Source organism: Clostridium sp. AF28-12 (genome assembly GCF_003435225.1).
Classification (GTDB): Bacteria; Bacillota; Clostridia; order Lachnospirales; family Lachnospiraceae; genus Pilosibacter; species Pilosibacter fragilis.
In genome coordinates, this window is sequence record NZ_QWGJ01000006.1 from 86045 (window position 1) to 100246 (window position 14202).

At 50.1% G+C, this 14202-nt stretch carries 11 protein-coding genes; 9 read left to right on the top strand and 2 right to left on the bottom strand.

Annotated elements, in window-relative coordinates; all coding sequences use genetic code 11:
* Window positions 1–23 precede the first annotated feature (23 nt).
* From pheA to DWY93_RS07290, 9 genes are all read left to right on the top strand, one after another.
* A complete protein-coding gene (gene pheA, locus DWY93_RS07250; protein WP_117470810.1) occupies window positions 24–1160 on the top strand; it encodes a prephenate dehydratase in 1137 nt (378 codons plus the stop codon).
* A gap of 120 nt (window positions 1161–1280) precedes the next feature.
* A complete protein-coding gene (locus tag DWY93_RS07255; RefSeq protein ID WP_015553583.1) occupies window positions 1281–2846 on the top strand; it encodes an exopolyphosphatase in 1566 nt (521 codons plus the stop codon).
* A 46-nt stretch (window positions 2847–2892) separates the two neighbouring features.
* Window positions 2893–5097, top strand: a complete 2205-nt coding sequence (locus DWY93_RS07260) for an RNA degradosome polyphosphate kinase (protein ID WP_117470793.1) — start codon at window positions 2893–2895, stop codon at window positions 5095–5097.
* A gap of 252 nt (window positions 5098–5349) precedes the next feature.
* Entirely contained in the window at window positions 5350–7356 is a 2007-nt protein-coding gene (gene htpG, locus DWY93_RS07265) for a molecular chaperone HtpG (protein WP_117470794.1), read from the top strand.
* Complete coding sequence (locus tag DWY93_RS07270; protein WP_117470795.1) at window positions 7346–8311, top strand: CPBP family intramembrane glutamic endopeptidase; 966 nt, start codon at window positions 7346–7348, stop codon at window positions 8309–8311. The genes htpG and DWY93_RS07270 overlap by 11 nt, the downstream gene beginning before the upstream one ends.
* 237 nt (window positions 8312–8548) lie before the next feature.
* The gene (locus tag DWY93_RS07275) at window positions 8549–9064 is read left to right on the top strand and encodes a deoxyuridine 5'-triphosphate nucleotidohydrolase (RefSeq protein WP_021904848.1); all 516 of its coding nucleotides are present in this window, start codon (window positions 8549–8551) and stop codon (window positions 9062–9064) included.
* Window positions 9065–9295: 231 nt separating this feature from the next.
* Window positions 9296–9982, top strand: a complete 687-nt coding sequence (locus DWY93_RS07280) for a tetratricopeptide repeat protein (RefSeq protein ID WP_165859948.1) — start codon at window positions 9296–9298, stop codon at window positions 9980–9982.
* A gap of 8 nt (window positions 9983–9990) precedes the next feature.
* Window positions 9991–11244: a GTPase HflX gene (hflX, locus tag DWY93_RS07285; RefSeq protein WP_117472094.1), complete on the top strand. Its 1254-nt coding sequence runs from the start codon at window positions 9991–9993 to the stop codon at window positions 11242–11244.
* Between the two features lie 37 nt (window positions 11245–11281).
* The gene (locus tag DWY93_RS07290; RefSeq protein WP_021904845.1) at window positions 11282–12151 is read left to right on the top strand and encodes a YitT family protein; all 870 of its coding nucleotides are present in this window, start codon (window positions 11282–11284) and stop codon (window positions 12149–12151) included.
* A gap of 233 nt (window positions 12152–12384) precedes the next feature.
* Here the strand turns inward: DWY93_RS07290 and DWY93_RS07295 are convergent, their stop codons facing one another.
* A complete protein-coding gene (locus tag DWY93_RS07295; RefSeq protein ID WP_117472096.1) occupies window positions 12385–13335 on the bottom strand; it encodes a transporter substrate-binding domain-containing protein in 951 nt (316 codons plus the stop codon).
* Window positions 13336–13677: 342 nt separating this feature from the next.
* A complete protein-coding gene (locus DWY93_RS07300) occupies window positions 13678–14154 on the bottom strand; it encodes a hypothetical protein (RefSeq protein WP_117472142.1) in 477 nt (158 codons plus the stop codon).
* Between the last annotated feature and the right edge of the window lie 48 nt (window positions 14155–14202).

Consider the following 14202-nt stretch of genomic DNA (forward strand, 5'->3'; position numbering starts at 1 on the left):
CAGAAAGCAGAGGCATAAAATATATGAAAAATCTTGACTTAAAAGAATGCAGGGACAAGCTGGACGTGATCGATAAAGAGATCGTCCGTCTGTTTGAGGAGCGCATGTCCGTATGCGGAGATGTGGCGGAATATAAGATCGGAACAGGAAAAGCCGTTTACGATGCGGCGAGAGAGGCACAGAAGATCGCAGCGGTTCAGGAGCTGGCCCACAGTGAGTTCAATAAAGAGGCGGTAAAGGAGATCTTTTCCCAGTTAATGTCCGTCAGCCGCAGATACCAGTACAGCCTGTTATCCGCTCACGGTATGGGAATGGACACCGGATTTACGGAAGTGGAGACCATCGGGAAGAAGAATAAAAAGATCGTCTTCCAGGGCGTCGAGGGCGCTTACAGCCATGCCGCCGCGAAGTTATATTTCGGCGAAGATGCGGATCTTTACCATGTTCCGGAGTTCGAGGACACGATGCGCGAGGTGGAAGAGGGACGCGCTGATTATGCGGTACTTCCCATCGAGAATTCCACAGCCGGTTTCGTGATCAACAACTACGACCTGCTCTTAAAGTACAAGAATTACATAGTCGGCGAGGTCTATGTCCCGGTTGCCCATATGCTGCTCGGCGTTCCGGGAGCGGAGCTCTCCGATATCAGGACCGTTTACTCCCATGCCCAGGCTCTGGCCCAGAGCTCTGATTTCCTGTCCGTCCATAAAGACTGGAAACAGATCGCTGTCTTAAACACGGCTGTGGCTGCAAAGAAGGTCATGGAGGAGAAGGATCCGTCCCAGGCGGCTGTCGCAAGCCGTACAGCGGGAGAACTCTATGGAATGGAGATCCTCGCGGAGGAGATCAACAATGTAAAGGGAAATACGACGAGATTTCTGATCCTTGGAAAAGAGCCGGTGTACGCAAAGACCGCCGGAAAGATCAGCGTGGCTTTCGAGATCGCCCATAAGAGCGGTTCCCTATACAACATCCTTGGAAACTTCATTTTCAACAATGTCAACATGACGATGATCGAATCCAGACCGATTCCGGAAAAGAGCTTCGAGTACCGGTTCTTCGTGGATTTCGAAGGAAACTTAAGCGATGCGGGAGTGAGAAACGCGCTGACCGGTCTTGCTGCGGAAGCTTCCGTCATGAGAATTTTAGGTAATTATTAGAGAGATACGGTCCGGGAAAATCCGGACCGATTCTTATATCAACAGATATTTGATGCAGACGATATGACGGACACAAAACGGGTCCGGTGATCGTCACGCACAGAGCAAGGAGGAAAAAACATGGCAGCCCTTACATTTGCAGCCATCGATGTGGGATCCTTTGAGGTGGAGATGGGGATCTATGAGATCTCAAACCGCAACAAGATCCGAAAACTGGATCAGATCCGCCACGTCACTGCGCTGGGAAAAGATACCTACAATAACGGAAAGATCAGCTATGAGATGGTGGAGGAGCTTTGCGATGTGCTTGCGGATTTTGCAAGGATCATGAAATCCTATAAAGTCACGGAATACCGTGCCTACGCCACAAGTGCGATGCGCGAGGCGAGAAACAACCGGATCGTTCTGGATCAGATCCGTGTCCGCACCGGGATCCAGGTACGGATTATCAGCAACTCGGAACAGCGATTTCTGGGCTACAAGGCCATCGCGGTGTCCGATGACGAGTTTGATGAGAATATCCAGCAGGGAACCGCTATCGTGGACGTGGGATTCGGCAGCATGCAGATATCCATGTTTGATAAAAACCTTCTGGTGAATACGGAAAATCTGCCGTTAGGTGTTCTGAGGATCCGCGGTACTCTGGAAGAGGTCGATACGACGATGGAACAGTACCGGGAGCTTATTGATGAGATGGTGGACAATGAACTCCAGAACTATAAAAAAATGTATTTAAAGGAGCGGAAGATCAAGCATCTGATCGGGATCGGTGAGAACATCCTGTATCTGTTTCGGTACGAGGAAGACGGAAAGCCGCTTTCGAGGATCACGAGAGAGCAGTTTGAAGAGTTTTACACCCGCCTGAGTACGATGAATGAAGAGCAGATGGAGGAACATTTCGGGGTGAACCGGGAATACGCTTCCTTACTTATGCCATGCGCGGTGATCTATAAGAAGTTTCTTGAGATGACAGGGGCAGAAATGATCTGGATCCCCGGGGTACGGCTCTGTGACGGGATCGCGGCGGAGTTCGCGGCGGACAAGAAGCTTATAAAATTCAGGCACAATTTTGATAACGATATTATCAGCACTTCCCGTTCCATGGCAAAACGCTACCAGTGCTTAAGCCGCCACACGGAGACTGTCGAGAAATATGTGCTCCAGATCTTCGATACAATGCGGAAATACCACGGAATGGGGCAGAGAGAGCGCCTGCTTTTGCAGATCGCGGTGCTGATCCATGCCTGCGGAAAGTTTATCAGCGTCCGGAATTCCAATGAGTGCGCTTACAACATCATCATGTCCACGGAGATCATCGGTATCTCCCATTTGGAGCGGGAGATCATCGCAAATGTGGTCCGCTATAATATCCGGGATTTCGATTACAATATGGTCCGGATGGAGACAGAATTAGATGAAGTGACGGACAGCTTCAGCGGGCAGAACGAGGTCATGCTTCTGATCGCAAAGCTCACAGCAATGCTGCGTCTGGCGAATTCCATGGACCGCGGACACAGTGCGAAGCTCGCGGACTGCCGGATGACCGTGAAGGATCAGAACCTGATCATCACGACAGATTATCACGGCGATATTACGCTGGAGTCTGTTTCCTTTGAACAGAAGGCGGCGTTCTTCGAGGAGATTTTTGGAATTCGGCCGGTGCTTCGCCATAAAAAGTATGTATAGTCAGGTCTGACCGGAACCAACGCATTCAGGGAGGCGGTAAAGAAAGATGAAAAAAGAAGAAAAAAAAGACAATACACAGAAGGCCAGAAAAGGAAAAGAACAGGGAATTGAGTATTTTCAGGATCCGAAAAATTATGTAAACCGAGAGTTGAGCTGGCTGGAGTTTGACTGCCGTGTACTGGAGGAAGCCAGAGATAAGACCAACCCACTCTTTGACCGTCTGAAATTCTTAAGCATCACGGCATCAAATCTGGACGAGTTTTTCATGGTCCGCGTGGCCTCCTTAAAGGACATGGTCCATGCCGGATATAAAAAACCGGATATTGCCGGAATGACGGCTCAGGAACAGTTGGATAAGATCAGCGTCCGGACCCATGAGCTGGTGGTGCAGCAGTATAATACCTACAACCGGTCCCTGCTTCCGGCACTCAGAAATAACGGATTAAATCTGATCGAGTGCCATGAGGACCTGACACCGGAACAGGGAGAGTTTGTGGACCGGTATTTCAGGGAGGAGGTTTACCCAGTACTCACCCCGATGGCGGTGGACTCCTCGAGACCGTTCCCCCTTGTCCGGAATAAATCTTTAAATATCGCGGCACTGCTGAAGAAAAAAGACGGCGATGAGGAACTGGAATTTGCCATGGTACAGGTTCCGGCGGTGCTTCCGCGGATCATAAGCCTCCCGGTGACCACCGATGAGGACCACAACGAGACGCGGAATGTGATCTTTCTGGAGGAGATCATCGAGCGGAACATGCAGCAGCTGTTCTTAAACTACGATATCGTGACATCCCACCCGTTCCGAATCATGAGAAACGCCGATTTCTCCCTTGACGAGGAGGAAGCTGTGGATCTTCTCGAGGAGATCGAGAAGCAGTTAAAGCGCAGGCAGTGGGGCGAGGTCATCCGTCTGGAGATCGAGGATAAGGCGGACCAGAGACTCCTCAAGGTATTAAAACGGGAGCTGGAAGTCAACGAGGAAGACATCTTCGAGATTCCGGGCGCTCTGGATCTGACGGTCCTTATGAAGATGTACGGCCTTGACGGATACGACCATTTAAAGACACCGAAATATACGCCGCAGCCGGTTCCGGCACTGATGAATGATGATGATATCTTCACGAATATCCGGAAAGGTGATATTCTCCTGATGCATCCTTACGAGACCTTTGATCCGGTTGTGGATTTTGTGAGAAGCGCGGCAAGAGATCCGGAGGTGCTGGCGATCAAGCAGACCCTCTACCGTGTCAGCGGAAATTCCCCGATCATCGCGGCTCTGGCGGCAGCGGCGGAGAACGGAAAACAGGTATCGGTACTTGTGGAGCTGAAAGCCAGATTTGATGAGGAGAACAACATCATCTGGGCGAAGAAACTTGAGAAAGCAGGCTGCCATGTGATCTATGGCCTTGTGGGCTTAAAGACCCACTCGAAAATCACCCTCGTGGTCCGGAGAGAGGAGGATGGCATCCGCAGATATGTTCACCTCGGAACCGGTAACTACAACGATTCCACCGCAAAGCTCTATACGGACTGCGGAATCATGACATGTCATCCGCTGATCGGTGAGGATGCCACAGCAGTCTTCAACATGCTTTCCGGTTATTCGGAACCCTTGAACTGGAATATGCTCTCCGTGGCACCGCTGTGGCTGAGAACAAAATTCCTGCGTCTCATTGAGCGTGAGACGAAGAATGCCCGGGCAGGAAAGCCGGCTTCCATTATTGCAAAGATGAACTCTCTCTGTGATAAAGAGATCATCGCGGCCTTATATGAGGCGTCCTGCGCTGGTGTTAAGATCCATCTGGTGGTCCGTGGAATCTGCTGTCTGAAGGCAGGAATTCCGGGACTTTCCGAGAATATTGAAGTCCGCTCCATCGTCGGGGAATTTCTGGAACACGCGCGGATCTTTATCTTCGAGAATGACGGAAGCGAAGAGATCTACATGGGAAGCGCCGACTGGATGCCGAGAAATCTGGACCGCCGCGTGGAGATCCTGTTCCCGGTACTGAGGGAAGAGTTGAAAGACAGGATCCGGAAGTACATGGAGCTGGAGCTTGAGGACAACTTAAAAGCCCATGTCTTACAGCCGGACGGAACATACGAGAAGCCGGACCGCCGCGGAAAACTCCCAGTGGGATCCCAGATGGCACTCTGCGAGATGGCTGTGGCTGCGGCGAAGAACGAGCGGAAGAAACATGAGCAGGAGGAGACTGCAAGAGTGTTTATTCCGATCGAGAGCGAGAATTAAGTGAGATCATTAATTGACTGACCCACCCATAGCAAAGGCGAAAGAGAAAAAAGTTTATAAAAATTTTATTAGCACTCATTAAAAATGAGTGCTAATTTTATTGACATTTTGATTTTCTGGTATTAAAATATGTCATGTTAAACAGAACAGCTGTTATAAAGACAGCTGGAAAATGATAAATGAAAATCGGCGGTCCGAGGGAATTATGAGAAGTTCCTGCGCCGCAGGAATTGAAATAAGGAGTGGTTTAATATGGCAAAGAGTGGAAGTCTTTCAATCAACAGTGAGAATATATTCCCGATCATCAAAAAATGGCTTTATTCCGATCACGATATTTTCTACCGTGAGTTAGTCAGCAACGGCTGCGACGCCATCACAAAATTAAAGAAACTGGCCCTGATGGGTGAGTATGAGACACCGGATGATGAGACCTATAAAGTTCAGGTTACTGTAAACCCGAAGGAGAAGACGATACGGATCGAAGATAACGGTCTCGGAATGACAGAGGACGAGGTTGACGAGTATATCAACCAGATCGCTTTTTCCGGTGCGCAGGATTTCTTAAACAAGTACAAAGATAAAGCAAACGAGGACCAGATCATCGGTCACTTCGGACTTGGCTTTTACTCCGCGTTCATGGTAGCCGACAAAGTAACGATCGATACCTTATCCTACAAGCAGGACGCAAAGCCGGTCCACTGGGAGTCTGAGGGCGGTACCGAGTTCGACATGAAAGAGGGCACAAAGGAAGGACACGGAACCGTGATCACCCTGTACCTGAATGAGGACAGCGCTGAGTTCGCAAACGAGTACCGTGCAAGAGAGATCCTCGATAAATACTGCGCGTTCATGCCGGTTGAGATCTACTTAAACGATGAGACTGCAGAGCCGCAGTATGACACGATCGAAAAGGATGAGCTCACCGATAAAGATACAATTATCGAGACGATCGTAGAGCCTGCAAAAACAGAGGAGAAAGAAAAAGAGGACGGAACAAAGGAGACAGTTGAGGTTTCTCCTGCAAAAGAAAAATATAAGATCGCAAGACGTCCGGTTCCGGTAAATGATACAAATCCGCTCTGGAACAAACATCCGAACGAGTGCACAGACGAAGAGTACAAGGAGTTCTACCGTAAGGTATTTCAGGACTTCAAGGAGCCGTTATTCTGGATCCATCTGAACATGGATTATCCGTTTAACTTAAAGGGTATCCTCTACTTCCCGAAGATCAATATGGAGTACGAGAGCATCGAAGGCAAGATCAAGCTCTACAATAATCAGGTATTCATTGCCGATAATATCAAGGAAGTCATTCCGGAATTCCTGATGCTGTTAAAGGGCGTGATCGACTGCCCGGATCTTCCGTTAAATGTATCCAGAAGTGCTCTCCAGAATGATGGGTTCGTTAAGAAGATCTCCGACTATATCACAAAGAAGGTTGCGGACAAGCTGTCCGGCATGTGCAAGACAGACCGCGAGAATTACGAGAAATACTGGGACGACATTAATCCGTTCATCAAATTCGGCTGTTTAAAGGATGAAAAGTTCGACGAGAAGATGAAGGACTATATCCTCTACAAGAATCTGGATGGCAAGTACCTGACTCTCGCTGACTGCCTGGAGGAGAACAGGGAGAAACACGAGAATAAGATCTTCTATGTGACGGACGAGAAAGAGCAGAGCCAGTACATCAACATGTTCAGGGAAGCAGGAATCGACGCTGTGATCCTTCCGAATCCGATCGATTCCCCGTTTATGCAGCATGTGGAGCAGAAGAATGAGGGCTTGAAGTTCCTGCGCATCGACGCGGATGTCAACGAGACCTTCAAAGATGCCGAGGAGACAGATGAGGCCGCAAAGGAGCAGGAGAAGAAGGATGCCGAGACTCTTGCGGAGGTCTTCAAGAAGGCCATCGGAAATGACAAACTGAACGTCAAGGTCGAGAAGCTGAAAAACGAGGGCCTCGCGTCCATGATCACTGTGTCCGAGGAGAGCCGCAGAATGCAGGATATGATGAAGATGTACAGCATGTACGGCGGCGGTTCCGATCTGTTCCCGGCGGAGGAGACACTTGTCCTCAACGCAAACAATGGCCTTGTAAAGTATGTGTTAAACAACAGGGACGGCGAGAAGACACCGATGCTCTGCGAACAGCTCTATGACCTTGCAAAGCTCGCTCACGGAAGTCTTTCCCCGGAGCGTATGACAAAGTTCATTGCGAGAAGCAGTGAGATCATGAAGGAAGAATATGGTGCATAAACGAAGAGATTTTCTGATTACGTTTACAATTTTATGCCTTGCCATGTGCGCCTGCTCAGGGTTCCAGTACCTGGGCAGCGCTTTCTATGGCCTGGTATGGCACCGGATCCATGGCCTGGGAAGCGGCGGAGCGCGTCTGCTTTCCGGGCTTTTTGATTCTCCGTGGACGGGAGTCCTGGTGCAGTATATCTTTTCTATCGGAGTTCCGTTCCTTCTGGTGGTTCCGATGACATGTTTTGTGAGATCGGACCGGAGACCGGCTCATACACTTCCGGCGGAGGTCTGGATGTCGGCGCTTTTCATGTGCCTGGGACTTGGGTACATCTTTAATTTCCTCGGCGTGTTTCTGGACGTGTTTTTTTCTATATTTACGGGAGTTCCGGCGACGGATATGAACCCGGTGATGGACGCCCTCGATGAGCTGACGCCTGGAATGGTGATCTATACCTGCCTGATCGCCCCGTTTATGGAGGAGTTTATCTTCCGGGGAGTTCTCTTAAAGAAGGCGAGACGGTTCGGGGACCGGACAGCGGTGGTCTTCTGTGCGGTCATGTTCGGGCTGATGCACGGAAATTTAAACCAATGCCTGTACGCGGTGGTGATCGGACTGATCCTCGGCTATGTGGCGGTGCGGACGAACCGGATCTTTTATAATGTGCTGCTTCACATGGCAGTGAATTCCTTTTCCATGATGTTAGTGCTGGTGGAAAATGGATTGAACGCACTGGGGATGGGCGCAATGGCAGCGGCGTTTTCTGTGGGAAACTTCATTATGATCCTGCTTCTCATCGCAGCCGGGATCTACTTTTTCTTCCGGGACGGACGCCGCTACTGGTGGCAGATGGGACGCCAGAACGGGTGGCCGACACCGTACAGGAAGTATGTGTACCTGAATCCGGGATTTATTTTATATATGATCATTTTCGGGATTGAGATGATATCGTATATTTTATAGAAAAAGTTTTCGGGAAAACAGCAGCCTGGAGAGAATATCCGGGAGTGTCGCGGCTGCTTGGAAAACCACATAGAAATGTACGTGAGAGACGGAAGCATCCGGCAGAATATACTGTGGGCAGTGGACACATTGCCGTAATAACGCAGTGCATTCTGCCGGATTTTCTGTCTGAAACGCTTGAAAAGGGGGCGGGGTCTTGGTATAGTAGTGGGAGACCATTTACGAAGAGGAGACATCATGCAGAGAATCGCAAAATTTGAAAAAGTAAGCTTTGAGCAGTTTAAAAAAGACTGGCAGGGGGAACACCCGCAGGATACAGAAGAAGTGATTAGGGAAATCTACGATGGGATCAGACTTCCGAAGCGTGCCACAGCAGGCTCTGCCGGATATGATTTCTTCGCACCGGCAGCGTTCACGCTGAAACCGGGTGAGATGACAAAGATCCTCACAGGAATCCGGGCGCGGATCGATGACGGCTGGGTATTAAAGCTCTATCCGAGAAGCGGACTTGGATTTAAGTTCCGTCTTCAGTTAAACAATACCGTCGGGATCATCGACAGCGACTACTACGGATCTGACAATGAGGGCCATATCCAGGTGAAGCTCACCAATGACAGCCGCGAGGGAAAGACCGTGGAAGTGGAGGCAGGAACAGGTTTCTCCCAGGGGATTTTCGTGGAGTACGGAATTACGGTGGATGATGAGGCCGATGAGGTGAGAAATGGTGGATTCGGAAGCACGACGCGTGCGTAAAATGTGGAGAAAAGGGAAAGAATTCCCGAGGCCAGAGCGTGCTGAAGCTGAAGGTTCATGAAAAGACTTTACAAAGCATATAAAGAAACGAAATAAAACGTAAAATTTAAAATGTATAAACAGTATAAGAAAACAAGAAAAATAAGCAAAATAAAAAAGAGCATTGTATCAGCGTTATTTCTATCCGGTATGCTGCTCCTCCTCACCGGTTGCAGCCATGTGACCAGTGAGATGAAGGAGAGCAGGGAGAACGGCATCGCCCTCATGGAAAGCGGTGATTACGAGGGGGCTGTCGCGGAGTTTGACAGCCTGATCGACCAGACAACGCGGGTGACCTCTTTTGAGATCGATGTATTAAAGTACCGCGGTGAGGCAGAATTTATGCTGGGGGACTATGGTGCCGCGGCGTATACTTATGATACCCTGGCGAAGGTGGATAAGCCGAGAGCCGAGTATTACTACCTCGGCGCGGTGAGCCTCGCGAATTCCGGGGATCAGGATGGTGCTGAGAACCGCCTGGAGTCCGGTAAGAGCGCGGATGCGAAACATGAGGTTACAGGCTACGCAGAGGCGATGGAAGCCCTGGGGGCGGCATATATGACTGCCGGAGACGAGGAGAAGGCGGATGAGCTCTACCAGACTCTCGTGGATGAGGGCTTTTCCAGCACGGAAGTTTACAACCGCTGGATGATGGCTGCGATGGAAAAAGGCAATTATGAGGAAGCGCTGCAGCACGCGGAGGCGGGACTTGCCCTCTCTGATGACCGGGCAAAGAAAGAGATCGCCTTCAACCAGGCCGTGTGTTATGAGTACCTGGGCCAGTATGAGAAGGCGCTGGAGCTGTTCCGAAGCTACGAGGAGCAGTATGGACAGGACGAGAAGGCAGATCATGAGATCGCGTTTCTCGTGACAAGATAGGAGAAAGAATGGCAGAATTGATAGAGATCGGTGAGCAGCAGGAGCGGGTCATCCTGTTTGCTGCCAGCACGAACGCCTCCGATGACACGGAGGAGTCCGTGGAGGAGCTTCGGGAGCTTGTAAAGACCGCGGGAGCTGAGACCGTGGGAGTCGTGATCCAGAACCGGGAAAATGTCCATCCGGGAACATACCTCGGAAAAGGTAAGATCCAGGAATTGAAGGAGATGGTCTGGGAGTCCGGCGCTACCGGCGTTGTCTGCGACGATGAGCTCTCCCCGGCACAGTTAAAAAACCTGGAGGACGCCCTGGACACAAAGGTCATGGACCGTACGATGATCATTCTCGATATCTTTGCCGCCCGTGCAAAGACAAGAGAGGGGAAGATCCAGGTAGAACTTGCGCAGTTAAGATACCGCGCCGTCCGCCTTGTGGGTCTCAGGAATTCCCTGTCGAGACTTGGCGGCGGAATCGGTACGAGGGGACCCGGCGAGACGAAACTTGAGGTGGACAGAAGACGGATTCACGAGAGGATCAGCCAGTTAAAATCGGAGCTCCAGGATGTGGAGCGCCACAGGGATGTGGTGCGGAAACAGAGAGAGCAGAGCGGAACGCTGACGGCGGCCATTGTGGGTTACACGAACGCCGGAAAATCTACGCTCTTAAATAAGCTCACAGGAGCCGGGATCCTGGCGGAAGATAAGCTCTTCGCGACCCTGGATCCGACGACGAGGGCATTGACGCTTCCGGGAGGGGAAAAGGTTCTCCTGACGGATACCGTAGGATTTATCCGAAAACTTCCGCATCATCTGGTTGAGGCCTTTAAGAGTACCCTGGAGGAGGCGCGCTACTGCGATGTGATCCTCCATGTGGTGGACTGTTCGAACCCGCAGATGGACATGCAGATGCATGTGGTCTATGAGACTCTGCGCCGATTGGACATCAAGGACAAGGAGATCATCACGGTATTCAACAAGGTGGACCGCCCGGACGCAGATACCGCCTGCAGGGATATGTCCGCGGATTATAAAGTGAAATTATCGGCAAAGACAGGAGAGGGCATTGAGGAACTGCTGGATCTGTTTGCCATAATTTTGAGAAACCGCAGGATCTATTTTGAGAAGATATTCGCCTACAGGGATGCCGGACGGATCCAGACGATCCGGAAGAGCGGACAGCTTCTTTCGGAGGAGTATCAGGATGACGGGATCCATGTGAAGGCGTATGTGCCGGTGGAACTATTTGAAGAATTATATCGGGATTAAATGAATTCAGACTGGCAGATATAAGGGGGATAATCTTATGGAAAAGATGAGGGAAAAAGAGCTTGCTCTGGATCTTCTGGCAGATGTGGCGGGCGGTTTTGTACAGGCCGTCGCACTCCACTGCTTTATCAACAATATCGATATCGCGCCGGGAGGTGCCAGCGGTATGGCGATCCTGTTAAACCGTCTGACGAATCTCCCAATCGGTACCCTGACATTTCTGATCAATATTCCGCTTCTGATCGCGTCCTGGATCTATCTGGGAAAGGAGAAGACGATCAAAACACTGAAGACAGTTGCGATCATGACCGTGATTCTGGATGGTCTGGTGACACCGTATTTTCCGGTGTATTCCGGCGATAAGATGGTATCCTGCCTTTTCGGCGGAGTGCTGATCGGAATCAGTCTTGCCGTTATATTCATGCGCGGCTCTACCACAGGCGGAGGCGATATCGCCGCAAAGCTTTTACAAAAGTATTGTCCGCACATGCAGACCGGAAAAGCGGTCATGGCGACGGACCTTGTGATCATCCTGCTTTCCATGGTGGTATTCCGGAATATCGAATCCGGTCTTTATGGACTCATTAACATGGTGGTGGGAACATATGTGATCGATGTGATCCTTTATGGTATGAATAAGAGCACCATGATAACGGTCATTACAGAAAAACCGAAGGAGATCGCTGATGAGCTGATGGATGAGCTGGAGCGCGGCTGTACCTTTTTAAAGAGCGAAGGAGCTTATCGGAAAGAAGATGGAAAGACCGTGATCTGTGTTCTGGACAGAAAGCAGTTCTACAAGGCGAAGAAGATCGTCTATGATATCGATCCCAGAGCGTTTATGATCGTCTCTGAGGCTCAGGAAGTCTACGGGGAAGGTTTTCTGGATTCTGACTGGGAAGTGTAGGAAGAAACAAATGAATGCGGCAGGACAGACCGGATCACCAGATCCCGCGGGTGTGTCTGCGGCAGATAAGACGGAACAAAAAAGACGAACCGCCAGGTAATTGCGGATCGTCTTTTTTGTCATGAGATATTATGGGGAGAACCTCCCATGACCAAGGGGTTCCGGCACCTGGGGAAGGTACCGGTGAAGGGGTGCGGCCTGACCGCGGCCGCTGGGGATATCAAAGGATCGAATTATTCGATAATGCCAAGGCTCTTCGCGTACTCCGTATACTCGTCGTACCACTGATTGTAAAGATCTTTCTCAACGACTTCGTCGATGATCTCGTTGATCCGGTCTGTGAGGGCATCCTCACCCTTCGGGATACCGATTCTTGTTCCCTGTGTTTCAGGATCAACTTTGAAATACAGGTTCGGGACGATCACAAGATTGCTGTCCGGGTTGGATTCCAGATATAATCTTGCCATTCTGAGGGCTGCGACTATCACATCACTCTTTCCGGTCTCGACCATCAGGAAACCATCGTTTGTGGAGGAAACACGGTTGTATTTTTTGTAAGCCGGGATCTGCTCCTGTACGAACTGCTCCTGAAGGGAACCATTCTGGGCAACGACCACCTTGTCTGCAAGATCGTTGAAGGATTTGATACTGTCAACATCTTCCTTGCGGACCAGAATGCCGTATGCTGTCTGCGGATCTTCGTCTCCGAAATAGTAACCCTTGGAGAGGTTCATGGTCTCAGCTCTTGCCGGTGTGTAGGCTAAGGCGGAGATCGCGAGATCATATTTTCCGGTCGTGATGCTTCCGAGAACGCTTGTGAAGTCCATCGGTTTTAAGCGGACCTCAACACCGAGTGCCTCACCGATGTACTTTGCAAGTTCGACATCAGAACCTGTGTAGGCCTCCTCGCCGCTCTTTGTGGGATCGATGAATTCGTTCGGAGCGAAGTACGGCTCAGTTGCGATCTCGATGTATCCGCGCTCTAAGATCTCGTTCAGGCGGTTGTTGGAACCGGTGGTCTCAGATGCGATGATTCCTGCGTCTGTCTGAGGAGTTGCTGTCTCTCCGGAAGTTGTCTGCGGGATCGTAGCGCCCATTGCGGAGGAACCGGAACATCCGGTGAGTGCCGCAGCGGATAATAAAAGTGTTGTACCTAAGATGAGAAGCTGATTTAATTTCTTCATGGATTGGTTCCTCCTTGTATGCTGATTGATTTATCGTGTTAACAAGATTCTGATTTAGCGTGGTAAATTGTTATCATGGTGAAGAGTATACAGGAGGAAAATCGATTTGTCAAGTAGGTTATTAAAAAAATATGAAAAAATGTTACAGTTCAGTCATTACATCTTCTTGTTTCCATATTCATGAAAACAAGAAGCTTGGTGGTTCCACCATATGCTGATTTGGATGAAAAAGTGCTTATGCAAGCAAGCTTGCAACACACTTTCTCATTCAAACCAGCGCATGGCTGAACTGTAACAAAAAATACCCGGTGGTCTCAGAATAGAAATCACCGGGATTCAATATTACTGTTCAACTGCTTTGGAAAGCGCCGTCCGCACCGCCGACACCAGCGCCATGGAGGTATACTGGGATCCGGACGGATACTCCAGCCCCTCAAGACTCTGGTTTTCCAGGATCTGCGCCGCAATGGAATCCATGGAGGGTGCCATCAGGGGATACATAGTCTCAACGGAGTCACTCAAAGGCACGAGAGATACGGAGCGGATCCCTGTACGGTCCACTGTGACCTCCACATTGGCGTTCTCGCTGCCTAAAACGATGGGGGACGAATAAAGTCCCGGAACGTATGTAGCGGAGGCAGGAGTGGACGATGAGGCGTTCTCGGCGGTCTGGTCTGCCGTGCTCCCGGAGATGTTGTCCTTCTTTGGGCGGAACATAAAGAGAAAGAGCATGATGAGGACGATGGCAAAACCGATAAAAAGTGCGGTGTAGATGATCTCCTTCATTCTGAGGACGATGATCTTTGTTTTTGAACTCATGGAATAGATCCTTTTCACGAAATATTTTGTATATTCTATGAGAACTGC

What these genes read in the sequence shown, in the direction of transcription:
- pheA (WP_117470810.1), top strand. Translation starts at nt 24, where the DNA reads ATGAAAAATCTTGACTTAAAAGAATGCAGGGACAAGCTGGACGTGATC.
- DWY93_RS07255 (WP_015553583.1), top strand. Translation starts at nt 1,281, where the DNA reads ATGGCAGCCCTTACATTTGCAGCCATCGATGTGGGATCCTTTGAGGTG.
- DWY93_RS07260 (WP_117470793.1), top strand. Translation starts at nt 2,893, where the DNA reads ATGAAAAAAGAAGAAAAAAAAGACAATACACAGAAGGCCAGAAAAGGA.
- htpG (WP_117470794.1), top strand. Translation starts at nt 5,350, where the DNA reads ATGGCAAAGAGTGGAAGTCTTTCAATCAACAGTGAGAATATATTCCCG.
- DWY93_RS07270 (WP_117470795.1), top strand. Translation starts at nt 7,346, where the DNA reads ATGGTGCATAAACGAAGAGATTTTCTGATTACGTTTACAATTTTATGC.
- DWY93_RS07275 (WP_021904848.1), top strand. Translation starts at nt 8,549, where the DNA reads ATGCAGAGAATCGCAAAATTTGAAAAAGTAAGCTTTGAGCAGTTTAAA.
- DWY93_RS07280 (WP_165859948.1), top strand. Translation starts at nt 9,296, where the DNA reads ATGAAGGAGAGCAGGGAGAACGGCATCGCCCTCATGGAAAGCGGTGAT.
- hflX (WP_117472094.1), top strand. Translation starts at nt 9,991, where the DNA reads ATGGCAGAATTGATAGAGATCGGTGAGCAGCAGGAGCGGGTCATCCTG.
- DWY93_RS07290 (WP_021904845.1), top strand. Translation starts at nt 11,282, where the DNA reads ATGGAAAAGATGAGGGAAAAAGAGCTTGCTCTGGATCTTCTGGCAGAT.
- DWY93_RS07295 (WP_117472096.1), bottom strand. Translation starts at nt 13,335, where the DNA reads ATGAAGAAATTAAATCAGCTTCTCATCTTAGGTACAACACTTTTATTA.
- DWY93_RS07300 (WP_117472142.1), bottom strand. Translation starts at nt 14,154, where the DNA reads ATGAGTTCAAAAACAAAGATCATCGTCCTCAGAATGAAGGAGATCATC.